This window comes from Pseudomonas sp. A39, assembly GCF_058145955.1.
Map to the genome: position 1 here is coordinate 184,527 of NZ_JBYVMD010000008.1, position 22,088 is coordinate 206,614.

At 61.2% G+C, this 22,088-nt stretch carries 23 protein-coding genes; 11 read left to right on the forward strand and 12 right to left on the reverse strand.

Features of this window, described 5'->3' with window-relative positions:
* Positions 1-65 precede the first annotated feature (65 nt).
* Positions 66-488 (forward strand): homoprotocatechuate degradation operon regulator HpaR, encoded by a 423-nt coding sequence (gene hpaR / locus AC3ZU9_RS08960; protein ID WP_012724439.1) that lies wholly within the window; start codon positions 66-68, stop codon positions 486-488.
* 404 nt (positions 489-892) lie between these two features.
* Here the strand turns inward: hpaR (AC3ZU9_RS08960) and hpaI are convergent, their stop codons facing one another.
* The 8 genes from hpaI to AC3ZU9_RS09000 are packed head-to-tail and all read right to left on the reverse strand — an operon-like array spanning position 893 to position 8,130.
* Positions 893-1,696: a 4-hydroxy-2-oxoheptanedioate aldolase gene (hpaI, locus tag AC3ZU9_RS08965; RefSeq protein WP_490090614.1), complete on the reverse strand. Its 804-nt coding sequence runs from the start codon at positions 1,694-1,696 to the stop codon at positions 893-895.
* Positions 1,697-1,710: 14 nt separating this feature from the next.
* The gene (gene hpaH / locus AC3ZU9_RS08970) at positions 1,711-2,514 is read right to left on the reverse strand and encodes a 2-oxo-hept-4-ene-1,7-dioate hydratase (RefSeq protein ID WP_490090615.1); all 804 of its coding nucleotides are present in this window, start codon (positions 2,512-2,514) and stop codon (positions 1,711-1,713) included.
* A 13-nt stretch (positions 2,515-2,527) separates the two neighbouring features.
* Positions 2,528-3,832 carry an MFS transporter gene (locus AC3ZU9_RS08975; protein WP_490090616.1) on the reverse strand — a complete coding sequence of 435 codons (1,305 nt, stop codon included), beginning with the start codon at positions 3,830-3,832 and terminating at the stop codon, positions 2,528-2,530.
* Positions 3,833-3,882: 50 nt separating this feature from the next.
* The gene (locus AC3ZU9_RS08980) at positions 3,883-4,275 is read right to left on the reverse strand and encodes a 5-carboxymethyl-2-hydroxymuconate Delta-isomerase (protein ID WP_012724435.1); all 393 of its coding nucleotides are present in this window, start codon (positions 4,273-4,275) and stop codon (positions 3,883-3,885) included.
* Positions 4,276-4,320: 45 nt separating this feature from the next.
* On the reverse strand, positions 4,321-5,178 hold the full coding sequence (gene hpaD / locus AC3ZU9_RS08985) for a 3,4-dihydroxyphenylacetate 2,3-dioxygenase (protein ID WP_490090617.1): 858 nt from the start codon (positions 5,176-5,178) through the stop codon (positions 4,321-4,323).
* Between the two features lie 50 nt (positions 5,179-5,228).
* Complete coding sequence (hpaE, locus tag AC3ZU9_RS08990) at positions 5,229-6,689, reverse strand: 5-carboxymethyl-2-hydroxymuconate semialdehyde dehydrogenase (RefSeq protein WP_012724433.1); 1,461 nt, start codon at positions 6,687-6,689, stop codon at positions 5,229-5,231.
* A 5-nt stretch (positions 6,690-6,694) separates the two neighbouring features.
* The gene (locus AC3ZU9_RS08995) at positions 6,695-7,465 is read right to left on the reverse strand and encodes a fumarylacetoacetate hydrolase family protein (protein ID WP_012724432.1); all 771 of its coding nucleotides are present in this window, start codon (positions 7,463-7,465) and stop codon (positions 6,695-6,697) included.
* Positions 7,462-8,130, reverse strand: coding sequence for a fumarylacetoacetate hydrolase family protein (locus AC3ZU9_RS09000; RefSeq protein WP_490090618.1), 669 nt, complete (start codon positions 8,128-8,130; stop codon positions 7,462-7,464). The genes AC3ZU9_RS08995 and AC3ZU9_RS09000 overlap by 4 nt, the downstream gene beginning before the upstream one ends.
* Before the next feature lie 179 nt (positions 8,131-8,309).
* Here AC3ZU9_RS09000 and hpaA point away from each other — a divergent pair, with 179 nt between their 5' ends.
* The 6 genes from hpaA (at position 8,310) to AC3ZU9_RS09030 (ending at position 14,708) form a co-directional block, all read left to right on the forward strand.
* A complete protein-coding gene (hpaA, locus tag AC3ZU9_RS09005) occupies positions 8,310-9,215 on the forward strand; it encodes a 4-hydroxyphenylacetate catabolism regulatory protein HpaA (protein ID WP_046036096.1) in 906 nt (301 codons plus the stop codon).
* 184 nt (positions 9,216-9,399) lie between these two features.
* Positions 9,400-9,822, forward strand: coding sequence for a homoprotocatechuate degradation operon regulator HpaR (gene hpaR, locus AC3ZU9_RS09010; protein WP_043205390.1), 423 nt, complete (start codon positions 9,400-9,402; stop codon positions 9,820-9,822).
* Between the two features lie 168 nt (positions 9,823-9,990).
* The gene (locus tag AC3ZU9_RS09015; protein WP_012724428.1) at positions 9,991-10,983 is read left to right on the forward strand and encodes a helix-turn-helix domain-containing protein; all 993 of its coding nucleotides are present in this window, start codon (positions 9,991-9,993) and stop codon (positions 10,981-10,983) included.
* A gap of 68 nt (positions 10,984-11,051) precedes the next feature.
* Complete coding sequence (locus tag AC3ZU9_RS09020) at positions 11,052-11,984, forward strand: SphA family protein (RefSeq protein ID WP_102061427.1); 933 nt, start codon at positions 11,052-11,054, stop codon at positions 11,982-11,984.
* 10 nt (positions 11,985-11,994) lie between these two features.
* Complete coding sequence (locus tag AC3ZU9_RS09025) at positions 11,995-13,227, forward strand: MFS transporter (RefSeq protein WP_490090619.1); 1,233 nt, start codon at positions 11,995-11,997, stop codon at positions 13,225-13,227.
* Between the two features lie 14 nt (positions 13,228-13,241).
* A complete protein-coding gene (locus AC3ZU9_RS09030; protein WP_122811314.1) occupies positions 13,242-14,708 on the forward strand; it encodes an amidase in 1,467 nt (488 codons plus the stop codon).
* Here the strand turns inward: AC3ZU9_RS09030 and AC3ZU9_RS09035 are convergent.
* Complete coding sequence (locus AC3ZU9_RS09035; RefSeq protein ID WP_102061429.1) at positions 14,688-15,602, reverse strand: arginase family protein; 915 nt, start codon at positions 15,600-15,602, stop codon at positions 14,688-14,690. The genes AC3ZU9_RS09030 and AC3ZU9_RS09035 overlap by 21 nt on opposite strands.
* Before the next feature lie 112 nt (positions 15,603-15,714).
* Between AC3ZU9_RS09035 and AC3ZU9_RS09040 the strand changes: the two genes are divergently transcribed.
* Positions 15,715-16,596, forward strand: coding sequence for a LysR family transcriptional regulator (locus AC3ZU9_RS09040; protein WP_102061430.1), 882 nt, complete (start codon positions 15,715-15,717; stop codon positions 16,594-16,596).
* 27 nt (positions 16,597-16,623) lie between these two features.
* On the opposite strand, the gene AC3ZU9_RS09045 is transcribed toward AC3ZU9_RS09040, so the two are convergent.
* Together AC3ZU9_RS09045 and AC3ZU9_RS09050 are read right to left on the reverse strand one after the other, a co-directional pair.
* Complete coding sequence (locus AC3ZU9_RS09045; protein ID WP_102061451.1) at positions 16,624-16,779, reverse strand: winged helix-turn-helix transcriptional regulator; 156 nt, start codon at positions 16,777-16,779, stop codon at positions 16,624-16,626.
* Positions 16,773-16,913 carry a hypothetical protein gene (locus AC3ZU9_RS09050; protein WP_163825804.1) on the reverse strand — a complete coding sequence of 47 codons (141 nt, stop codon included), beginning with the start codon at positions 16,911-16,913 and terminating at the stop codon, positions 16,773-16,775. The genes AC3ZU9_RS09045 and AC3ZU9_RS09050 overlap by 7 nt, the downstream gene beginning before the upstream one ends.
* A gap of 355 nt (positions 16,914-17,268) precedes the next feature.
* On the opposite strand from AC3ZU9_RS09050, the gene AC3ZU9_RS09055 reads away from it, so the two are divergent.
* On the forward strand, positions 17,269-19,077 hold the full coding sequence (locus tag AC3ZU9_RS09055) for an ABC transporter ATP-binding protein (RefSeq protein ID WP_046036198.1): 1,809 nt from the start codon (positions 17,269-17,271) through the stop codon (positions 19,075-19,077).
* Positions 19,078-19,255: 178 nt separating this feature from the next.
* Positions 19,256-20,449: a GGDEF domain-containing protein gene (locus AC3ZU9_RS09060; protein ID WP_046036090.1), complete on the forward strand. Its 1,194-nt coding sequence runs from the start codon at positions 19,256-19,258 to the stop codon at positions 20,447-20,449.
* Between the two features lie 20 nt (positions 20,450-20,469).
* Here the strand turns inward: AC3ZU9_RS09060 and AC3ZU9_RS09065 are convergent, their stop codons facing one another.
* Entirely contained in the window at positions 20,470-21,060 is a 591-nt protein-coding gene (locus AC3ZU9_RS09065) for a hypothetical protein (RefSeq protein ID WP_046036089.1), read from the reverse strand.
* Positions 21,061-21,396: 336 nt separating this feature from the next.
* Between AC3ZU9_RS09065 and AC3ZU9_RS09070 the strand changes: the two genes are divergently transcribed.
* On the forward strand, positions 21,397-22,088 hold a 692-nt coding region (locus AC3ZU9_RS09070), incomplete at its 3' end, for a POTRA domain-containing protein (RefSeq protein WP_490090620.1).

Below are 22,088 nucleotides of genomic sequence, written 5' to 3' on the forward strand. Positions count from 1 at the left end.
CACGCCAATCGGCGGCCGGTGTTAGAGTGTTGTTAATCTGTTAACTAATTACGACGTCTCCCTTTATGTCCAAACCGCGCCAATCCTTGACCCTTACTTTGCTCCAGGCGCGTGAAGCCGCCATGGGGTTTTTCCGGCCTTCGCTCAATCAACACGGACTGACCGAGCAGCAGTGGCGGGTCATTCGTATCTTGAGCCAGCACGAGGAGCTTGAGATCAATCGCCTGGCCGAGCTGGCGTGCATCCTCAAGCCGAGCATGACCGGTGTGCTGGTGCGCATGGAAGCGGCGGGCATGGTTGAGCGGCGCAAGGCGCAACAGGATCAACGGCGTGTGCTGGTGCGGCTGGCCGAGAAGGGGCAAGCGTGTTTCGATTCGATGAGCCAGAGCATGGAGGCCAATTACCAGCGTTTGCAGGCGGACTTTGGCGAAGAGAAGCTGCAGACTTTGCTGGTATTGCTCAACGAGCTTAAAGGCCTCAAGCGCTAGTTAAGCGTGGGTGTAAACCGATCCAAATGTGGGAGGGGGCTTGCCCCCGATGGCGGCCTGGCAGCCGACCTGGATGTTGGATCAGATCGGGTACATATCCGTTATTTGGGTGAGGGCGGTTATTGGTTCCGCCCTTACGGCGGGTCATTTTGGAAAAGCCCCAAAGTAACCAAAAGGCTCTTGCCCCAACACTCGGCACCTCGCTCAGGCTCGGTGTGCCCTCACTCCGGCTTGAATCCGTGGGCCGCCGCCACGCGCCATCCATGGCACGGGGCGGCTAACCCGGCGTCCTGCCGGGTTACCCACGGATTCAAGCCTGCGTTCGGCCAGCGTGTTTGACGGGGCGCCTGAGATCAAGATCAAAAGCTGGATCACAAGCAGATCACAAGCCGGCGCCTGCACTGTCAGTAGATAGCGCCAGCGGTGCTGGTGGGTGCCGATGAACCCTTGAACGTCGCCGCCAGGGTTTGTAGCCCGCGCATCAGCACTGTGGTGTCCACGCCCACCGCGACAAACGCCGCTCCCAGTTCGATGTAGCGCCGAGCCAGTGTCGGGTCGGCGCTGAGAATACCGGCGGCTTTGCCGGCGCTGCGGATGCGCGCAATGGCATCTTCGATTGCCGTCTGCACCTGCGGATGAGCCGGGTTGCCGCGATGGCCCATCGAGGCGCTCAGGTCCGCCGGCCCGATAAACACGCCGTCAACCCCCTCCACGGCGGCAATCGCGTCGAGGTTGGCCAGGCCTTCGCGGCTTTCGATCTGTACCAGCAGGCATATCTGCTCATCGGCGTGGTCGAGGTAACCGGGAATGCTGTTCCAGCGCGATGCCCTGGCCAGTGCGCTGCCGACGCCCCGAACCCCGTTGGGCGGGTAGTGGATGGCATTCACCAGTTGCCGCGCTTGCTCTGCGTTTTCCACCATGGGCACCAGCAGTGTTTGCACGCCGATATCCAGCACTTGCTTGATCAGAGCGGTGTCGCCGACGACCGGGCGAATCACCGGATGGCTGGGGTAGGGCGCCACGGCCTGGAGCTGGCCGAGCATACCGCGCAGGTCGTTGGGCGCATGTTCGCCGTCGATCAGCAGCCAGTCGAACCCGGCGTTGGCGGCCAGCTCGGCGCAGTAGGCATCGGACAAGCCCAGCCACAGGCCGATCTGGGTTTCACCGCTGCGCAGGCGCTGTTTGAAGGTGTTGACAGGCATATCCATCGAACGATCTCCGGTTAGACGAATCGGCAGGCGATGGAGCCCAGCATGTCGTAATCGACATGGAAGGTATCGCCTGGGTTGGCCGCGACAGGGCGGGTGAAAGAGCCGCCCAGGATGATTTGCCCGGGTTGCAGGGTCACGTCATAGGCCGCCAGTTTGTTCGCCAGCCAGGCCACGCCTTTGGCCGGGTGATTGAGCACGGCGGCCGAGACGCCGGATTCCTCGATCACGCCATTGCGGTAGAGCACGGCGGGCACCTTGCGCAGGTCGATCTCGGTGGGGCGCACGGCACGCCCGCCCATGACCACGCCGGCGTTGGCGGCGTTGTCGGAGATGGTGTCGAACACCTTGCGGGTCGCCTTGGTGTGCGGGTCGACTTGCTCGATGCGCGCGTCGATGATCTCCAGCGCCGGGATCACCCATTCGGTGGCGTCCAGTACATCAAACACCGTCACGTTCGGGCCTTTGAGCGGTTTTCCGAGGATGAACGCCAGCTCCACCTCGACGCGCGGCACGATAAAGCGTTCGAACGGGATGTCGGTGCCTTCATCGAAGAACATGTCGTCGAGCAGCGCGCCGTAATCCGGCTCGGTGATGTTGGACGAAACCTGCATGGCGCGGGAGGTCAGGCCGATTTTATGCCCGACCAGCTTGCGCCCATCCTTGATTTTCTGCGCTACCCAGGCGCGTTGAATGGCATAGGCGTCTTCGATAGTGATTTCTGGGTGATCCAGGGAAAACTGACGCACCTGCTCGCGTGAGCGTTCAGCCTGGTCGAGGTGGGCGGCGGCTTGCTGAATGAGGTGTTGATCAAGCATGGCAAGGGTACTCTTACTGAGGGTTGACGATGGCCGCCTGGGTGCGCAGCACCAGCAAGCCACCGAGTGCAATGAGCAGCGCCAGCACGTAAAGCGCCAGGCTGGCGCTCTGGGTGGTGTCGCGCATCCAGCCGATCAAGTACGGCGCAAAGAACGAGGCGATGCTGCCGAAGGAACTGATCAAAGCGATGCCGGCAGCTTGGGTGTGGTTGGACAGGAACGCCGGCGGCAACTGCCAGAACATCGGCAACGCCGCGCTGGCACCCATGCCGGCGATGATCAGGCCGCCCAGCACTAGGGCCGGGTCGGCGGGGGCGAGCCCGGCGATGGCAATACCGGCCGCCGACATCAGCAAGGGCACGCAAAGGTGCCAGCGGCGTTCGCGGCGGCGGTCGGACGATCGTCCGCAGCCGAGCATGAAGAAACAACCGGCCAGGTAGGGCACCGCACTGAGCAGCCCTACCTTGCCGTCACTGCCGATGCCGGCGCCATGGATCAGTGTCGGCATCCAGAACGCCAGGGTGTTGACCGCCAGCATTACCGCGAAATACACCGCCACCAGCAGCCACACTTGCGGGTTACGGAGAATGGCCGAGAACGAGGTGATGGATTTGCGGTGTTCTTCCTGGTCCAGCTGCTCGCGCAGTTGTTGCTTTTGCACGGGCGTCAGCCACTTCACCGTTTCGAAGCTGTCCGGCAGACACTTGAGCACCACCAGCCCAAGCAGAATCACGGGGGCGCCTTCAATGACAAACATCCATTGCCAGCCGCGCAAACCGCCCAGGTCATGAAAGTGTTCCAGGATGCCGCCGGAGAGCGGCCCGCCGATGACCCCGGCCATCGGCACGGCGATGGCAAACAGGGCGGTGACTTGCGCGCGCCGACCGGCCGGGTACCAACGGTTCAAAAATACCAGGATGCCTGGGAAGAAACCGGCCTCGGCCACACCGAGCAAAAAGCGCAGCACATAGAAGCCCATGGCGCTGTCGATCAGGAACATGCACGTCGACAACGCCCCCCACACCACCATCAACGTGGCAATCCAGCGCCGGGGGCCCACGCGGTCCAAGGCCATGTTGCTGGGCACGCCAAACAGCGCGTAGGCCACGAAGAACAGGCCGGCGCCGAAACCGTAGACCGTGTCGCTGAAGTTGAGGTCGGCGCTCATCTGCATTTTGGCGAAGCCGATGTTGATGCGGTCGAGGTGGGCAAAGAGGTAGCAGATCAGCAGCAGCGGCATCAGCCGCCAAGTCACGGTGCTGTGGGTTTGGTCACGGACGTCGGTGCCGAGGGTGTCGGCGGTATTGGCTGAGCTCATGGTTTTATACTTTTTGTCTGAGAGGCCGATGGAACGAGCGGGTGGGTGTGTCAGCCCACCTGCGCCTTGAGGAAGGCGTGCACGTTGTTTTGCTTGAAGTTGAGCTGCTCGTGCAGCTCGATCATTTCAAACGACAACGCCAGCAGCCGCTGGTCCTGCAGCGCGGCGAAGTGCTGGGTGATCACCGCGAAGAGTTGTTCGGCGACCTTCTGGCGGGTTGCCAGGTCGCGACCATGCCCGACCTTCAACGTCATGTGCACGAAGGCGTAGTCGTGCTTGCCATCGGCCATGCGCCAGGTGTCGAGGCGCACGCCACGGCTGCGGATGCCACCCAGGGGAAACACGCCGCTGTCGCCCAGGGTGGCGTGGACTGTTTCGAACAGGCCAGGCAGGTCGGCTTGCTGTTCGATGTTGTCGGTGTACTCAACGATAAAGTGGGGCATGAGGGGCTCCTTGAGGCCGCACGGGGATACCGGGCGGCCATGCGCTCAAACAGGGAAAATGGCGTTGATCTGGCCGGTGCCCGAGCTGCCGAAGGGTTGCGTGATGATCTCGGCCGGCTTGTCGTAGTCCGGTCCGCCGAGCAACCCCAGGAGCATGGCGGTGTCATGCATCTTGCCTTCGCCGAAGCAATGCTCGGCGTAGTCCGGCAGCATGGCGCAGAACTCTTTCCAGCGGCCCTGGCGCCACAGTTCCACCACATGCAGGTCGACCTGCTTGTCGAATTCGCGGGTCCAGTTATGGATATTGGCTTCAGCATTGCGGTCGTCGGAGAAACGGTGCGACAGCGAACCCGAGGCCAGCACCACGACTTTGCGGTCGCTTTTCTCGATCGCCCGGCGCACAGCGGCGCCGAAGCTGAAGCTGTCTTGCAGGCGATGCCAGGCGCACCAGGCGGCCACCGACACCACGTTGAATCTTTGCTCGTCGGGTACGCCCATGTGCATGTAGCGCATCGGCACCAAGGTGCCGTATTCCAGCTCCAGGCTCGGGATATTGTGGGCCAGCGTGCGCACGTCGGCGGCGTTGGCTTCGGCCGCGATCAGCTCACCCAGTTCGGGGCAACCTGGGTACTCGTATTCCATGTTCTTGATGAAGTGCGGCAGTTCATTGCTGGTGTAGATGCCTTTGAAGTGCTCGCCGCTGTTGACGTGGTAGGCGCTGTTGACCAGCCAGTGCACGTCGAACACCACGGCGGTATCGGCCCCCAGCTCGCGGGCGCGACGGCCGATCTCTTTGTGACCGGCAATCGCCGCTTCACGGCAACCATGGTGTTTACCGGGAAGCTCCGACAAATACATCGAGGGTACGTGGCAGATTTTCGCCGCCAGGACGACTTCGCCCATGATGATTCTCCTGAAATTATTGTTGTTGTCTTAGGGGCTTCTGGTGTCGCTCAGACGCCCCAGCGTGGAATGTGATGGCTGCCCATCGAGATGCACACGTTTTTGATTTCGGCGAACACTTCGAAACTGTACTGGCCACCTTCACGGCCCGTGCCTGAGCCTTTCACACCGCCGAACGGCTGGCGCAGATCGCGCACGTTCTGGCTGTTGATAAACACCATGCCCGCTTCGATGCCATAGGCCAGACGATGCGCCTTGCCGATGTCCTGGGTCCAGATATAGGACGCCAGGCCATACTCGGTGGCGTTGGCCAGTTGCAGGGCTTCGGCTTCATCCTTGAACGGAATCAGGCACACCACCGGGCCGAAGATTTCTTCCTGGGCAATACGCATGGTGTTGTTCACGTCAGCAAACACCGTTGGCTGGATAAACTGGCCTTTGCTCAAGTGCGCCGCCAGATTGGCCGGGCGCTCCAAGCCACCGGCGAGCAGGGTAGCGCCTTCTTCGAGACCAATCTTGATGTAACCTGTGACCTTGTCGTAATGGGCCTGGGTAATCATCGAGCCGACCTGAGTTTTCGGGTCTTGCGGGTCGCCGACGATCAGGCGTTTGGCGCGAGCGGCAAACTCGGCGACGAACTGTGGGTACACGCTTTCCTGGATGAAGATCCGGCTCCCGGCGGTGCAGCGTTCGCCGTTGAGCGAGAAGATGGTGAACAGCGCAGCGTCGAGGGCGCGTTCCAGGTCGGCGTCCTCGAAGATCAGCACTGGCGACTTGCCGCCCAGTTCCATGGAGTATTTTTTCAGGCCGGCGGTCTGCATGATTTTCTTGCCGGTGGCGGTGCCGCCGGTAAAGGAAATCGCGCGCACATCGGGGTGACGCACCAAGGCGTCACCGGCGGTCGCGCCGTAGCCCTGGATCACGTTCAACACGCCGTTGGGAATGCCGGCTTCGACGGCCAGCCGGCCCAGCTCGTTGGCGGTCAGCGGTGACAGCTCGGACATCTTCAGCACGGCGGTATTGCCCAGCGCCAGGCACGGTGCGGTCTTCCAGGTGGCGGTCATGAACGGCACGTTCCAGGGCGACACCAGCGCGCAGACACCCACCGGTTGGTAGAGGGTGTAGTTGAGCATCTGGTCATCGACCGGGTAGCTGTGGCCGTCCATGCGCGTGCAGACTTCAGCGAAAAAATCGAAGTTGTGCGACGCCCGTGGAATCAACACGTTTTTGGTCTGGTGAATCGGCAGGCCGGTGTCGAGGGTTTCCAGCTCGGCCAGGTGCGGCACGTTCTGTTCGATCAGTTCACCGAGCTTGCGCATCAAACGTGCACGTTCCTTGGCCGGTGTGCCTGCCCACTTGGGGAAGGCTTCCTTGGCGGCCGCCACGGCTTGCGCGACTTCCTCGGCACCGCCGCTGGCCACTTCACCGATGGCTTCACCGGTGGCCGGGTTGTAGTTGACGAACACGTCTTTGCTGTCGACCTCACGGCCGTTGATCCAATGTTTGATCATGCTGCTCAAGCCTCTTTACGGGCGTTGAAGAACGCCGTTTCGCTGACAATTCGGTTAACCAGGCGGCCCACGCCTTCGACTTCCACAATCACTTCATCACCAGGTACGACGTCGGCCAGGCCTTCGGGCGTGCCGGTGGCGATCATGTCGCCGGGCTGCAAGGTCATGAAGCTGGACAGGTATTCGATCAGGTAGGGAATGTCGAAAATCATGTCCTGGGTGCTGCCTTCCTGGCGCAGTTCACCGTTGATCCAGGTGCGCAGTGTCAGGTTGCCTGGGTCCGGTACATCGGCTACATCGACGATCCACGGGCCGACAGGTGTGGTGGCGTCGCGGTTTTTCACGCGCAGGTTGGGGCGGTAGTAATTTTCCAGGTAGTCGCGAATGGCGTAGTCGTTGCACACGGTGTAACCCGCCAAGTAATCCAGCGCGTCTTCGCGCTTGACGTTGCGCGCCGGCTTGCCGATGACGGCCACCAGCTCGCACTCGTAGTGCATGTAGGCGACGTTATCCGGGCGCCAGGTCTCTTGGTTGTGGCCGGTGTACGTCCCCACGGATTTGATGAAAGCCAGCGGTTCGGTCGGCGGCGTGAAGGCCAGTTCGGCAGCGTGGTCGGCGTAGTTCAGGCCCAGGGCGAACATGTTACCGGTGGCCGGCGGCAACCATTGCACCTGGTCTTCGGCCAGCAGGCGGCCGTCAGCCAGGCGTACGGCGTTTTCAGCTTCGACCTGTACCGAATGGACTTCACCTTCAAAGCGAATACGGGCGTGTTTCATGAGAGCTCCTCTGCCTTGATGTGATTGACCAGGCGGCCCAGGCCACTGATCTCGACCTCCACGGTATCGCCAGGCTGCACATCCACCCGGCCTTCGGGAGTGCCGGTGATCAGCACGTCGCCCGCGTGCAGGGTCATGAATTCGCTGATCTCGGCGATCAGCAATGGAATGGTGCGGACGAAGTTGGCCGTGGTGTTTTGCTGGCGGATCTCGCCGTTGACGTACAGCGTGATCGCCAGGCTGTGCAGGTCATCCATCTGTGCGGTCGGCACCAGATCCGGCCCGATGGCGCAGAAACCATCGCGGCATTTGGCTTTGACGGCGGGGCGGTAGTAGCTGTCTTCCGGCAGGCTGAACTCGTTGATGAGGGTAAAGCCGGCCACGTAGTCGAGGGCGTCGGCTGCACTGACGCGGCTGGCGTCCTTGCCCATCACCACCGCCAATGCCGGCCCAGGCTGCAGGCGTTCGCCCTGGCCAGGGTGCACGACATCGCCACCGTTTTGGTTACGCGTGTTGGGCGTCTTGATGAACAGCACCGGTTTGACCGGCGGCTTCCGATACGGCGGCGCTTCGAATTCGGCGAGGTGCTGCTTGAGCAACCCCTGGTAGTTCAGCGCGACACCGAAAAGGGTGCCCGTCGCGACGTCATGCAAGGCGCGGCTCATGCATTCTCCTGGCAGGTCCATGGAGGCCCTGGATTTAGTTAATGTGTTAACCGTTATAATTAAGATGTTAACTATCGTCAAGCGTGACAGACTGTTTCTTCGGTGGTTGTGCCGACCGAATCGGTGCAGGATGAGAGCCGCTGCACGGCGGCAATCACACTAAAAACGAGTAGCGTGCGATGAGCGACCGTCAACCCATTCCGAACATCAACATTGGCCAGGTCTACGACCAGCGCTACAGCGATGCCGAAGTGCATTACGACCAGTTGGCCAACCTGGCGGATTTTTTCGGCCGTAACATGCCGGTGCATCGGCACGACCGGTTTTTCCAGGTTCACTACGTGAAAAGCGGCACTGTGCGCGTGTACTTGGACGACCAGCAGTACGTCGAATCGGGACCGATGTTCTTCCTCACGCCACCCACGGTCGCGCATTCCTTCGTGACCGAGCCGGACAGCGACGGGCACGTGCTGACGGTGCGTCAGCAATTGGTGTGGCAACTGATCGAAGCCGACGCCAGCCTGGCGCCGACGGGGGCGCAATTGCCCGCCGCGTGTGTGGCCCTGGCGCAGTTGGGGCCGCAATACGCAGGCGATATCCGCCGGTTGGACGTTCTGTTTGAGTCGCTGAGCGATGAGATGAAAGCCCAGCGCTCGGGGCGCAGTGCGGCCCTGGACAGCCTGACGCGGTTGATCATGATCAGCCTGTTGCGGCTGTGTTCCCATTCGCTGAAAGCCACGCCTGCCCGCCACGAGGACTTGAAAATCTTCCACCGTTTCAATGAGCTGATCGAAGCGCACTACCAGCAGCACTGGCCGTTGTCGCGTTACGCCCAAGGCATCGGGGTGACCGAGGCACGGCTTAATGACGTGTGCCGCCGCATCGCCGACCTGCCGTCCAAGCGCCTGATCCTCGAACGCCTGATGCAAGAGGCCAAGCGCCTGCTGCTGTTTACGGGCAGCTCGGCCAACGAAATCTGCTACCAGTTGGGGTTCAAGGACCCGGCCTATTTCAGCCGGTTTTTCCAGCGTTACGCGCAGCTCACGCCGGGGGAGTACCGCCAGCGCCAATCGGGGTTGCGTTGAGCCAGGCATGGCGGCTTCGCACCTTGGTCTTGTTGATCGTGTGCGGATCATCATGCGCATCGCAGTGGCGCGACAGAATGGCTTTTACACAGAACCGCTTGTACTTTTCATCGCGCCCACGCCGCTTGCAGCCGCTGGCCGGCGACACTAAGCTGCCAACTCGCCCATTCAAGGGGTGCCGTTCATGGCCAACCCAAGACCTTCGCTGACCCTGACCCTGCTGCAAGCCCGTGAGGCCGCAATGGCCTTCTTCCGTCCGGCCCTGAACAAGCATGAACTGACTGAACAACAGTGGCGGGTCATTCGGATCCTGCGCGAGCGGGGTGAACTCGAAAGCCATCAACTGGCTTTGCAGGCCTGCATCCTGAAGCCGAGCATGACCGGTGTGTTGACGCGCCTGGAGCGTGACGGCCTGGTGCGGCGGCAGAAGTCCAGCCAGGATCAGCGCCGGGTGTTCGTGGGCCTCACCGAGCGCGGCCAGCAATGCTTCGTCTCCATGAGCGCAGGCATGGAAAGCAACTACCAGAAAATCGAAGAACAGTTTGGCGCCGAGAAAATGGAGCAACTGTTGGCGTTGCTGAACGAGCTGAAAAATATCAAGCCTTGAATGCACGATATTTTAGTTAATAGGTGAACGTATTTGTCCGGCGAGGGCATTGCGCTGGCCAATCTTTACTATCCAATTTCGGCACAAATACACGACCCGCCCCAGGTCCGGAATGGAACTTGCGTGCGATCTGACCTGTAAGCCTTGGAACTGAAAAAGGTTGGGTCGATGAACAATAATAATGTGCGGATGCCTGCGGCCTCGGTGGTGCTTCCACCGGCGTTACCCCTCCAGCGTTTTCTGACCAGCGACATCGATGAACACGCACGCAATATGGGCGGCTGGCAGGTTCGCTACGATCAGTTATCGCCGGGCGCGTTTGAAGGTGAGCTGGTGGAGTTCCGCTCGGGCTGGATGCAACTGGTGCGCGACCGCTCTAATCAGGCCATGATCAAGAGTGGCGCAGCCTGGAAAGGCGCCATCACCTTCAGCCTTCCCTTGAGTGCCGACGGCCCGGTGTATTGCTCGGGTCACCCGATCCATGCGCCCAGCCTGTTGGTGGCCCACGGTGAAAACCTTCCCGAGCTGCACACGCCACAGCACTTGGATTTGCTCAGTGTGGCCATTGAAGAACACGCACTGGCACACGTCCTGGAGCGTCAGGGCAGTGAGTTTCGAATTACCGATCTTCCCAAGTGTTACCGCTTGGGCGATTCATCTGTGCAACGTGAACTCGCAGGGTTGTTCGATGCGCTGGCGGGTTGCGACCAGGGCCGTGATGCCGTGCTGGGGCATGACTCGATCCGGCGCGGCATACGGGATGCGGTGATGCTGCACGTGCTGGAGTTGATCGCGCCGGACCAGGCGCCGCCCCTTAACCCGACGGCGCGCAAAAGGATGGTCGACCGGGCGCGCGAATATGCGTTGAGCCACCTCGACGAACCGCTGTCGATCCTCGACCTGTGCAACCACATCGGCGCCAGCCGGCGCAAACTTCAGTACTGTTTCCAGGAAACCCTGGGCATCAACCCGGTGGCCTATCTGCGTGCGCTGCGCCTCAATGCGGTGCGCCGCGAACTGCGAACCCGCACCCAATCCCATGGCGTACAAGAAGTGGCGGCGCGTTGGGGGTTCTGGCATTTGAGTCGGTTCTCGAGCGATTACCGCACCATGTTTGGCGAAAGCCCATCACAGACCCTGCGTCGCACTCAACTCTGCTGAAAACGGATAACCGGCATACGCTGGCGCTTACTAGGATGGCCCACACCACTTGATGGGAGGGGCATTCGATGATTGATAACAATAATGCACGCGTCGCACGGACGACGCTGTTTACCCTGGGGCTGCTGGGTTGCTGCGCCAGCGTGCACGGCACCGAGAACGGTGCGCCGACGACCGCTGTTGGTGTGTACGATTTTGGCGCGGGCATGATGCCGCCAGCCACACCGTTCGGGACGCTGGGGCTGCGAACGGCGTTTTACTCCGCCAACGTGCAGAAGGACCGTCACGGCCGCTCAGTTGACAACCACTTCTCACTGGATGTGTTGTCCATTGGCGTCGCCTACATGCGCATGACGGATTACACCGTGCTGGGCGCCCAATACGGGTTCGGCACGGTGGTACCGTTTTTCAAGATGGACGCCTCCGTCAAGGTGCCGACGCCGGTCGGGCCGCTGAACCTGGAGGCTGATCCGTTTCGCATGGCGGACGTGCAATTGCTGCCGGTGATCCTGCAGTGGAACCTGTCGCCGAATCTGTTCATCAACACGCAGTTGCAGATCCAGGCGCCCACCGGTGACTACGACAAGAATCGGTTGATTTCGCCGGGGCTCAACCATTGGACGTTTTCGCCAATCGTCAACGCGACCTACATCACCGACGGCGGCTTTGAGGTTTCCTCAAGCGTTGAGGTCGACGTCAATACCCGCAACCCCGCGACCGACTACAAGAACGGTGTCGAGTACCGGCACGAGTTTGCCGTGGGTCAGCACGTGGGGCCGTGGACCTTGGGCCTGGGGGGTTACTACTACCGCCAGTTCACCGATGACGATGCGCCCGGGCTGCAATCGGGCAACCGTGCGCGGGTGCTGGCCATCGGGCCGGCAGTGAGTTACTTCAAGCCCGGTCTGCCTCCCGTGTGGCTGCATGCCTACAAGGAAACCGATGCCCGCAACCGTGCCGAGGGTTACACCGTGGCGCTGCGTATTTCGCAAAGTTTCTAGGGGGCTGCGCATGAACTCGTCACATTCCGATTCCTTATCTCCACGGCAAGCCACCGGGCGACGTGAAGGGCTGGTGCTGATGCTGGGCAGCAGCCTGACCATCATGGGCGCCGTCATGGTGGCGCCGATCCTGCCCAAGCTGGGGGCCGAGTTCGGCCCGCTGGAGCCCCGCGCCGACCTGCTGGTGCCCTTGGCCGTCACCGGGCCGGCCCTGGCGATTGCACTGTGCGCGCCCCTGGCCGGCTGGTTGGCCGACCGGGTCGGGCGCAAGGCCTTGCTGGTGATCGCCACGCTGTTGTATGCCGTGCTCGGGGCCATCCCGGCACTGCTGGATAACTTGCCGGCCATCGTCGGCGTACGCCTGTTGTTCGGCGCGGCGGAGGCGGCGGTGATGACCTGCTGCGCCACGCTGATTGCCGACTATTGGCACGGCGAAGAGCGGCTGCGGTACATCAATCGGCAGGTGGTGACTATCGGCCTGGTGGGCTCGTTGTTCTTCGTGGTGGGCGGGGCGTTGGGCGAGCACTCCTGGCGCCTGCCCTTCCTGTTGTACCTGCTGCCGCTGCTGTTGGTACCGGTGATGATCAAGGTGCTGTGGGAGCCTGCGGCCATTCGGCGGTTGGTCGAGACGCCTGAGCAGGGCAGGGTGGCGATGCTGCCTTTGGTGGTCGGTTACCTGCTGATCCTCAGCGGCATGGTCCTGAGTTTTGTCGTGCCGATCCAGGCGCCGATTCTGCTGGTGAGCCTTGGGGTGACGTCGAGCACGATGATCGGGCTGTCGGCGGGCCTGGGGCTGCTGGCGACCTTGGTCGGTTCGTTGGCCTGGCCGCTGCTGCGCCGCCGTGTCGGCATCGCTGGGTGCAATGCGATGTTGCTGAGCCTGCTGGGCCTGGGGTTATGGCTGCTGATGCGGGGGCAAAGCTACAACGCGGTGCTGGTAGCGGTGCTGATTCACGGCGTGGGCGCGGGACTGCTGGTGCCCAATGCGATGGCGCCGGTGATGAATGCCCTTAACGCCAAAAACCGAGGGCGCGGCCTCGGCGGGTTCACCGCGTTTTTGTACTTCGGCCAATTTGTCAGCCCGCTGGTGGTGGCCGTGCTCAGCGTTTACTCGGGTGATCTGCGTCACGCCATCCAATGGCTGGCATTCGCCAGTTTTGCCTCGGCCCTGGCATGGGCGCTGGCAGGCCTGCAGGCACGGCGCAAAGCACTGACCCAGACACTCGGTTCAAGTCATTCGTAAGAGAGGAAATGAAGATGGACATCCAGAACCTGCTGGACAGTGAAGACGCCACCGGCCTGGCCGAGTGGATCAAGCGCGGTGAGGTGCAACCGGGCGAGCTGTTGGAGGCGGTGATTGATCGCATTGAACTGGTCGAACCGCATCTCAACGCGGTCGCCGAGCGGCTGTACGAATCCGCCCGCGAGGCCGCCCTCGCATCGCGCCCCGGTCGCGGGGTGTTTGCCGGGGTGCCGACCTTGATCAAGGACCTGTTTTCACCGGTCAACGGCGCGGCGATGACCAATGGCTCGCACGCGCTGGGAGGCTTTCGCGCAGACTTTGACGCCGAACACGTGAACCGTATCCGCCGGGCCGGTTGCGTGATTCTCGGCACCAGTACGTCACCCGAGTTCGGTACGTCGTACTCCACCGAGTCCAACCGCTTTGGCGCCACCCGCAACCCCTGGAATGTCGACCACAGTGCCGGTGGGTCCAGCGGCGGCGCGGCAGCCTTGGTGGCGGCACGCGTGGTGCCGTTTGCCCATGGCAACGATGGCGGCGGCTCCTTGCGTGTGCCAGCCTCCTGCTGTGGCGTGTTTGGTCTCAAGCCCAGCCGTGGGCTGTTGCCATCCGGGCCGATGGTCGGCGAAGGCTGGGCCGGGATGGGCACCCCCCATGCCATTACCCTGTCGGTACGCGACAGCGCTGTGCTGCTGGACGCCACCGCCGGGATCGACCTGGGTGCGCCGTACGCCGCGCCGCAGCAGGTGCAGCCTTATGTCACGGCACTGCAGCGTGACCCCCGGCCTCTGCGTATCGCGCTGGTTGAGCAACTCGAGCCTTGGCCGACCTCCCGCGAAAGTCTGGAAGCGGTGCGCCAGGCCGCCCGCTTGTGCCAATCCTTGGGGCACCCCGTTGAACCGGTCAGCTTGCCCGTCGCGATGCCGGCGTTTCTCGACCAGGTCTTCACCATCATCGGTGCAAGTACTCGCCACTATCTCGACGTCCTGGGACAGATGCGCGGTTTCGCGGTACAGCCTGAGGAGCTTGAAGCCCGTACCCGCATCATTTTGCGCAGCAAAGGCGATGTCAGCGGTGCGCAGTACGCCGGGGCGGTGGAGGGGATTCATGCCTTGGGTCGGCAATTGGCGGTGTTCATGCAGGATTACGACCTGATCCTCACGCCGACCCTGGCGCGTGAGCCGGCACCGATCGGTGAGCTGGACCTGCAAGACGATCGCTTGAGCCTCGATGAGCTGATTGAGCGGTTTCACAGCTATTCGCCATTCACCGCACTGTTCAACGCCAGTGGGCAACCGGCAATGTCGGTGCCGCTTTACTGGAGCGCGGCAGGCCTGCCGATGGGGGCGCATTTTGCCGGTCGTTTTGGTGAGGAAAGCACCTTGTTTGCACTCGCCGCGCAGCTGGAGCGCGCCCAGCCCTGGCGCGGACGGATACCACCGGTCAATGCCTGTCAGCGGTCAGCTTCGATGCGCCGGTGAAACGCTAAGTTGCGTTTCTGGCTGGCCAATCAGCGGCAGTTTGGTCAGCATGTTTTTTAGTGCCAACGCGTCCCACGGCAGGTGTTCGGCAATACCGATTCCGACCACATCGATGACGTTTGCCACATCCCCGAGGAGGCGAACAACCTGCGCCGTGGTCATTTTTCCCTGAGCGATGCCGTCCCATGTGCTGGCAGGAACGTCAGGGTTGGCGAACAGTAATGAACGAAACAGCGTCGGGTCCAGCACGTCCAGGTCGAAGTGGATCGCCAGATGCTTCGCTCCTGTCGATTTAAGCCATTGCAAGACGGGCTCGCTGGAACACGCCAGTTCGCCAGGACTTGCACTCGACAGGCCCAGCCTGGCGATCATTGCGGTTTCAACGTCCATCGTTGCTTGCAGGCCTGCGTACATCACATTGGCGGGTTTGATTGGACGCTTCACGGCTTTCAGGAAATCAGGGTCTCCTTCGCCCAATAGGTTGCCCAGCACCATCGCGTGGGCGTGCTGAAAGTCGTTGGGCGTCAGAATGTCCGGGTGAGCATCCACCCAGAGAATGGCCAGGTCTGCGTCATAACGCTCGTTCAGGTAGGCAAACGGCGCCAGGTCCACCAGGCAGTCGCCGCCCAGAACAACAAGGCGATCCGGTTGATGCTTGTCGATCAGCGCACGCGCAGCGTACAACTGGCGCAGCAACGCGCTTCGGCCGATGATCCCGCCTTCCGGCGCAAGTGTTGAGCCGTCAGGGAGATTCACAGGAACCTCTTCGACCGGGCCGAGGTGTTCAGGCGCCAGCCAGGACAGAAGCTGGGCGCCGAAGTGATAGGGCGGGTTGTTGCCACCTTGCCATTGTGGAAACAGCAAACGCAGGGTCTTGCCGTTGGCGTCGGACATGCAAAATTCTCCGGTTCAGGAATAGACGGAATCAGTTGGTTGCTACCGTATTCGCTTAGCGGATGAAGATATGCAGGGCTATAGTTGACGCTTTGTTGCACAGAGCGCGCATATGGACCGGTTGACTGCGGCAAAAGTCTTTCTTGAGACCGTCGCCAGGGGAAGCATTTCGGCGGCCGCCACGCACCTGGGGATGTCCAGGGCGATGGCCACGCGTTACATCGGGTTGATGGAGGAATGGGCCGAGATACGGCTGCTGCACAGGACCACACGCAAACTCAGCCTGACCGCCGCGGGCGAACAACTGCTGCCCCTTTGCAAGGAACTGGTGGCGCTATCGACCGACGTCAAGGTGCTGGGGTCGCAAGCCGAGAGTGCGCCCAAGGGACTGCTCAGGGTCACTGCACCGTCGATTTTTGCCGAGTATTGCCTGACGGATCTGCTGATGGAGTTTCTCCAGCTGTACCCGGCTGTCGCCATCGACTTGCAGATTGCCGATGGCATGACCAATCTTGCGCAAGAGGGCATTGACCTGGCGATCAGGGTGACTGACAACCTTGATCCGGGGGTGATCGCGAAGAAGCTCGGCGAGGTGGATTCGTTCATCTGTGCCAGCCCGGCCTATCTCCAGCGCCATGGCGTACCGGGCGACGTGAGAGACCTGGCCGTCCACAACTGCCTGACCTACGCGTATTACGGACGTAGCCTTTGGCATTTCATCGTTGACGGTGAGAACGTCTCGGTGCCGGTCACTGGCAGCTTCAGCACTAACGAGGCGTCGATCATCGTGCGTGCTGCGCTGAGCGGAACAGGTGTGTCGATGCTCCCGCATTTCGCTTCCGAGCAGGCCATCAAGGAGGGGCGCCTGATTCGACTGTTTCCTGAATATCGCATCAAACCCATCGGCATCCATGCCGTTTACCTGTCACGCCAGCGTATGCCGAACGCCCTCAAGACGTTGCTGGACTTTCTCTCCACGCGTCTTGCCGGTTGAGGACAGCGGTCGTCATCGAGAGGCCAGTCAGCTCCGCTGGTCGAAGGTGATGCGTGCTTGTTCGATAGTCGCCTGATTGACCCGCGCCCACTCGGCAAGCAGCTCCAGCTGAGGTTTGAGCGAGTGGCCAAGGGCAGTCAGCTCGTAATCAACCTGGGGTGGGACGGTCGCGAAGGCTACCAGAAGCGTTCGCTCAGGAAGCCCGGATGCTGGCCGGTACCGGAATGCTCACCGGCCTGGGTGAAAGTCGTTTGTCCTATGTCTCGCGAGACGATGTTGCCGCAACGGCGGCGGGCGTATTGGCCCAGGAGGGTCATGTCGGCGCCATTTACTCAGCGACGGGCCCGAGAACCGTCACTGGCGCGGAGCGGGCTGAGGCGGCGACTGCGTTGACGGGAAAGCCGTTCGCGTTCGTCGTCCTCAGTCAGGAGCAATTACGGGCCGGTCTGAACCAGGCCAGCCTGCCGGAGGACGTCGCAGTATCCAGGAAGACTTTGCGCAGTCGAGCATGAATGCTCGTCGTTCTGGTGTCGCGGCCTGTCATAATCTGCGCGTAATGCAGGCGCGCCTGTACCCTGGACCTTGCAGCGAATGCAGCAGTGATCCGCAGGCGCCTCTCACACTCGGCCATCCGGCCTGATTTCACCCCCCCTCAAGGAGTCCATGCCATTCATGGTGCTGTTCAATCGATTGGGCGCGTTTTCTATCCAGGCGCGCAGGGCACTGGGACTGGTGTGGGAAACCTCACGGCCACTGTTCTTGGGGCTGTTGCTGGCGACGATCGTCGCCGGGCTGCTGCCCGCATTGGCCGCCTGGATAGGACAGCGCATTGTTGACGGCGTGGTCGACGCCATGCAGGTTCACGCGGCCGGCAGCCAGGCACCGGTGTGGCCAGTGATGCGCTACGTGTTGGCTGAGGCCGGCGTGCTGGCGTTGTTGGCGGCCGCGCAACGGGCGTTGTCGATGCAGCAGTCGCTGTTGCGGGTGAGGTTAGGCGTCAAGGTCAACCTGATGGTCCTGGAGAAAGCCCAGACCCTTTCGCTGCTGCAATTTGAAGACGCCGAGTTCTACGACAAACTGGTGCGTGTGCGCCAGGGTGCTTCGACGCGGCCGCTGAGCCTGGTGACTAAAGGACTGGGGTTGGTGCAGAACCTCATCTCGCTGGTCAGCTTTGCCGTGCTGCTGGTGCATTTCTCTCCCTGGGCCTTGTTGATCCTGGTGGTCGGCGCATTACCCGTGTTCTTCGCCGAGACGCATTTTTCGGGCAATGCGTTCCGCCTGTTTCACCGACGGGCGCCGGAGACGCGTCAGCAGAACTACCTTGAGTCCTTGCTCTCCCACGAGGCCCATGCCAAGGAGGTCAAGCTGTTCGGCCTGGCACCGCTGTTCCTGCAGCGCTATCGCGACAACGCCCAGCGCTTGTATACGGAAGACCGCCAATTAACGGTGCGCCGTGACGCGTGGGGGTTTGCATTGGGCCTGCTGGGTACCGCAGCGTTTTACCTGGCTTACGCTTGGGTGGTACTCGACACCGTGCGTGGCCAGACGAGCCTGGGCCAAATGACCATGTACATCGTGCTCTTCAAGCAGGGACAAAGCGCAATCACCGCCAGCCTCAGCGCTATTGCCGGGCTGTACGACGACAGCTTGTTCCTCTCGGACCTGTATGAATACCTTGAAACCCCCGTGATCACCCCGCGCGGCCGGCTCACCCAGGGCGTGCGCCCTGGCGATGGCCTGCGCTGCGAGCAAGTGGGGTTTACCTACCCAGGCGCCGCCTCTGCAGCGCTGCGCAATATCAACCTGCACTTGGCACCCGGCAAAAGCCTGGCGCTGGTGGGTGAAAACGGCTCCGGCAAGACCAGTTTGATCAAACTGCTGACCCGTCTGTATACCCCGGATGAAGGCCGCATCCTGCTGGATGGCAGCGACCTGCAGGAGTGGGATGAACACACCCTGCGCCAGCGCATCGGGGTGATTTTCCAGGACTACATCCGCTATCAGATGACCGTGGGTGAAAACCTCGGCGTCGGCGACGTCGATGCCCTGCACGACCAGGCACGCTGGCGCAGCGCGGCTACTCAAGGGGTCGCGGCCGAATTTATCGAGCGCTTGAGCCAAACCTATTCAACCCAGCTGGGACGCTGGTTCGGCGGCCAGGAACTGTCCGGTGGGCAGTGGCAGAAAGTTGCCTTGTCGCGGGCCTACATGCGTCAGGACGCCGACTTGCTGATCCTCGATGAGCCGACCTCCGCGCTGGATGCCGGGGCTGAAGCGGCAGTGTTCGAGCACTTCCGTGAGCACGCCAAGGGCCGCATGACCCTGTTGATTTCCCACCGCTTTTCCAGTGTGCGCAGTGCGGATCACATTATCGTATTGGAACGCGGGCAGATTCTGGAGGAGGGCAGTCATAGCCAGCTGATGGCTGCCAGTGGACGTTATGCCGACCTATTTGACGTGCAGGCACGGGGCTATCGCTAGAAAACCCATCGTCGTGCAGCGGTATAGGGTACGCACGGTTTATCTTTATGGCCCCCCGGCGAATCTGACTTCGTTACTCGAACGGGGTGACGAGCGCATCAGCGTGTGGCCGACAAACTGACGGCCTACTCAACTAGACTCCACGAGAGCAGCCCCTGACAGCGCCTGGTGAGACTTTATGATTGCCCATACCCCCACGCTTTTTGCCTGCGTCGCCTTAGTGGCGACGATCATGGCGTTTTGTCTGATATTGGTCGGCCAGTTCAACCAGCGTGACGGCTTGCTGACCATTGGCTTTGGTTTGTTAGCACATGCCCTGGCTTACGTTGGATATACCCTGTACGGCTACGCCCCGTTGTGGTTGACCTACGGGGCTGCGAACACACTGTTGGCGGTAGCGTTGGCCTTCTACGGGGCCAGCGTATTTCGGATCGTTGAGTTGCCCGTCTCTTGGTGGCGGATCTTTGCGCCTGCTGCATTGATGCTCGCATTAATGGCAAGCCTGATCGACACGCTGGAGCCGCGAATGCTCGCTGCCACGCTTGTGTTGATGGTGCAGTGCGCGTTGATCATCTATTGGACGCGCCGCTACATCCCTGCTCAGGGACGTGCGCGCATGCTGTTGATCATTGGGTCGAGTATCAGCCTGATCGGTCTGGGTATGCGGGTGGTCGCCATCATCGGCGGAGGGGCTGCCGAAATGCGCTATGACGTCAGTAACCTTAAGCAGACTATCTCGGTCAGTATCGGCACGTTCACCGCGATGATGATTTCCCTCGGGCTTGTGCTACTCGCCAAAGAGCGCAGTGAGTCGTTACTCCAGCGCCTGGCGTTACGCGACGTGCTGACCGGTATTCTCAATCGTAGAGCCGTGCTCGAACAGTATTCCAAAGAGCTGGAGCGCGCGCGTCGAGACGTTTCCTACCTGGCGGTGGCGATGGTCGACATCGACCATTTCAAGCAGATCAATGATGTGCATGGACACCTGGCGGGTGATGAGGTGATTTGCCACTGCGTCAACCATCTCACCCAGCGAATTCGTGAATCCGACAGTATCGGCCGTTATGGGGGTGAGGAATTTCTGGTCTTGCTTCCCGGTACCAGCCCCGAAGATGCTGTGGCGGTTCTGGACGCGTTGCGCGCTTCGGTTGCTGAGTCACCGGCTCGGTTTGGTGAGGCAAGCATCTCATTGCGCATCAGTATCGGGGTTTGCTGCGTGGTGCCAACTGAAGGTGACACCACGGCCAGCCTGCTTGCCCGTGCGGATGCAGCTCTTTATGAAGCCAAGGGCATGGGGCGCAATACCCTGTGTTTGGCACCGTTGCACGTGCATCACAGTCAAACCAACCCCATTTATATCATTGAGAATTGAGTGGGTGCCCAAGGAGAACGTCAGTACTCGACGGTCAGCGCTGCCCAGTGGGCGGTCTCGTGCTTGCCCAGGCTGCCGAGCGTGACAGAAACGGGCTTCGACGTTTTCTCAGAATAAGCCCGCACAGACTCTACCTTCTCGGCCCATCGCTCAGCGGTAAAACCGATGCCTACGGCGATGGTGCTGCCGGTCACCACTTGCTCGTAGGCGCCTGTGAGGCGCGACATGTACCACAGGTCATCCGCCGCGCTACGTATCATCTTGCCGTGGTTGCTGTTGAAGAACGGCGCCTTGAGTTCTATAAAGTGGAAGCCGTTTTCGTCGTGGTTTCGCACCCACAAATCACACTGTTTGGTTTTCCGGTCCATGGCGGCATGGCGCTGATCGAGCGCGACTTTGTATTCCATGCCCACGTCGCGGTCATCGGGTTTATCGTCGATTGCGGCGCGCAATTTCCGGTTCTTGATGAGCCAGAAGTAGAACTCCAGTTTCAACCAACCTTCGAAGCCATTGTTCAGTGCGGCGATGGAGTCGATGAGCTCCGCCCGCTCGGCACTAAGGCTATCTACAAAGGCGGCAAACTCGACGGCAACATCCTTGATTCCTGGCATTAGCATTCCCTGGGTAGTGGCATTTAAGTGGCTAAGAGCGGGAAGAGTGCCGCAGTTCTGCCGGTCCAGGCAAGGTCATTGGGGAAGAGGGCGGGCGTTTAATCTGGCATTCGCTTCTACCGTGGCTTGTGTACCCTAAATGGCTTTGCGCTCAACGCAGACGGGAGTTGAGTCGTTTTATCGGGTAAGTGACTGATGCAAAAAGACTAAATTTCTTATCGTCAAATATCAGGATTTCGGCGCTGAAACAAATTCATACATTTAATTGGCGCCATCAAATTGCCACCATAAGATCGCGCCAAATAGTGGCACAAGGCTATCTAGAGGGATCTAAAAATGTGGCGTTCGGTACGTCGGACCAGGCTTTGCCTGCTGTTCGCATTTTTTTGCCTGAGCACGGCCGGGATGGCCCAAGGCGCAACCCCGCAGGACACGCCAGGCGTTACCGACCTGATCCGTGACCGCCAGGATCGCCTGCTCGAAGAGCAACAGCGCCGCCTCGAAGAGCTCAAGGACCTGCCCGGCAAAGCCGCCGCCCCAGCCAAGCCGGCAGCGCCCGCCGACACTCGCTGTTTCGCCATCAACACCATCGAACTCAGCGGCGCCGACGCGCTGTCCGAAGGCGAGCGCGCCAGCCTAATCAAGCCCTACATCGGCCAATGTCTTGGCGTGCCGCAGCTCAATGATCTGCTCAAGGTCATCACCGACCACTACCTGGCCAAGGGCCTGGTCACCAGTCGCGCCTACCTGCCGCAACAAAACCTCGGCAGTGGCAACCTCAAGGTGCAAGTGGTGGAAGGCCGACTGGAGGGCATGAAGGGCGCCGAGGGCAGCGGGATCACCGAGCGCCAGCTCGCCATGAGCTTCCCAGGCAAACCAGGTGATCTGCTGAACCTGCGCGAAATCGAGCAGATGGTCGACCAACTGAACCGCTTGCCCTCCAACCAGGCCCAGATGGAATTGGCACCGGGCAAAGCAGTCGGCGGCAGCGAAGTGCTGGTCAAGAACACCCCGCAAAAACCCTGGCG

Coding starts and splice junctions, on each gene's coding strand:
- hpaR (WP_012724439.1), top strand. CDS start 66: ATGTCCAAACCGCGCCAATCCTTGACCCTTACTTTGCTCCAGGCGCGT.
- hpaI (WP_490090614.1), bottom strand. CDS start 1,696: ATGGATATGCCTGTCAACACCTTCAAACAGCGCCTGCGCAGCGGTGAA.
- hpaH (WP_490090615.1), bottom strand. CDS start 2,514: ATGCTTGATCAACACCTCATTCAGCAAGCCGCCGCCCACCTCGACCAG.
- AC3ZU9_RS08975 (WP_490090616.1), bottom strand. CDS start 3,832: ATGAGCTCAGCCAATACCGCCGACACCCTCGGCACCGACGTCCGTGAC.
- AC3ZU9_RS08980 (WP_012724435.1), bottom strand. CDS start 4,275: ATGCCCCACTTTATCGTTGAGTACACCGACAACATCGAACAGCAAGCC.
- hpaD (WP_490090617.1), bottom strand. CDS start 5,178: ATGGGCGAAGTCGTCCTGGCGGCGAAAATCTGCCACGTACCCTCGATG.
- hpaE (WP_012724433.1), bottom strand. CDS start 6,689: ATGATCAAACATTGGATCAACGGCCGTGAGGTCGACAGCAAAGACGTG.
- AC3ZU9_RS08995 (WP_012724432.1), bottom strand. CDS start 7,465: ATGAAACACGCCCGTATTCGCTTTGAAGGTGAAGTCCATTCGGTACAG.
- AC3ZU9_RS09000 (WP_490090618.1), bottom strand. CDS start 8,130: ATGAGCCGCGCCTTGCATGACGTCGCGACGGGCACCCTTTTCGGTGTC.
- hpaA (WP_046036096.1), top strand. CDS start 8,310: ATGAGCGACCGTCAACCCATTCCGAACATCAACATTGGCCAGGTCTAC.
- hpaR (WP_043205390.1), top strand. CDS start 9,400: ATGGCCAACCCAAGACCTTCGCTGACCCTGACCCTGCTGCAAGCCCGT.
- AC3ZU9_RS09015 (WP_012724428.1), top strand. CDS start 9,991: ATGAACAATAATAATGTGCGGATGCCTGCGGCCTCGGTGGTGCTTCCA.
- AC3ZU9_RS09020 (WP_102061427.1), top strand. CDS start 11,052: ATGATTGATAACAATAATGCACGCGTCGCACGGACGACGCTGTTTACC.
- AC3ZU9_RS09025 (WP_490090619.1), top strand. CDS start 11,995: ATGAACTCGTCACATTCCGATTCCTTATCTCCACGGCAAGCCACCGGG.
- AC3ZU9_RS09030 (WP_122811314.1), top strand. CDS start 13,242: ATGGACATCCAGAACCTGCTGGACAGTGAAGACGCCACCGGCCTGGCC.
- AC3ZU9_RS09035 (WP_102061429.1), bottom strand. CDS start 15,602: ATGTCCGACGCCAACGGCAAGACCCTGCGTTTGCTGTTTCCACAATGG.
- AC3ZU9_RS09040 (WP_102061430.1), top strand. CDS start 15,715: ATGGACCGGTTGACTGCGGCAAAAGTCTTTCTTGAGACCGTCGCCAGG.
- AC3ZU9_RS09050 (WP_163825804.1), bottom strand. CDS start 16,913: ATGACCCTCCTGGGCCAATACGCCCGCCGCCGTTGCGGCAACATCGTC.
- AC3ZU9_RS09055 (WP_046036198.1), top strand. CDS start 17,269: ATGGTGCTGTTCAATCGATTGGGCGCGTTTTCTATCCAGGCGCGCAGG.
- AC3ZU9_RS09060 (WP_046036090.1), top strand. CDS start 19,256: ATGATTGCCCATACCCCCACGCTTTTTGCCTGCGTCGCCTTAGTGGCG.
- AC3ZU9_RS09065 (WP_046036089.1), bottom strand. CDS start 21,060: ATGCCAGGAATCAAGGATGTTGCCGTCGAGTTTGCCGCCTTTGTAGAT.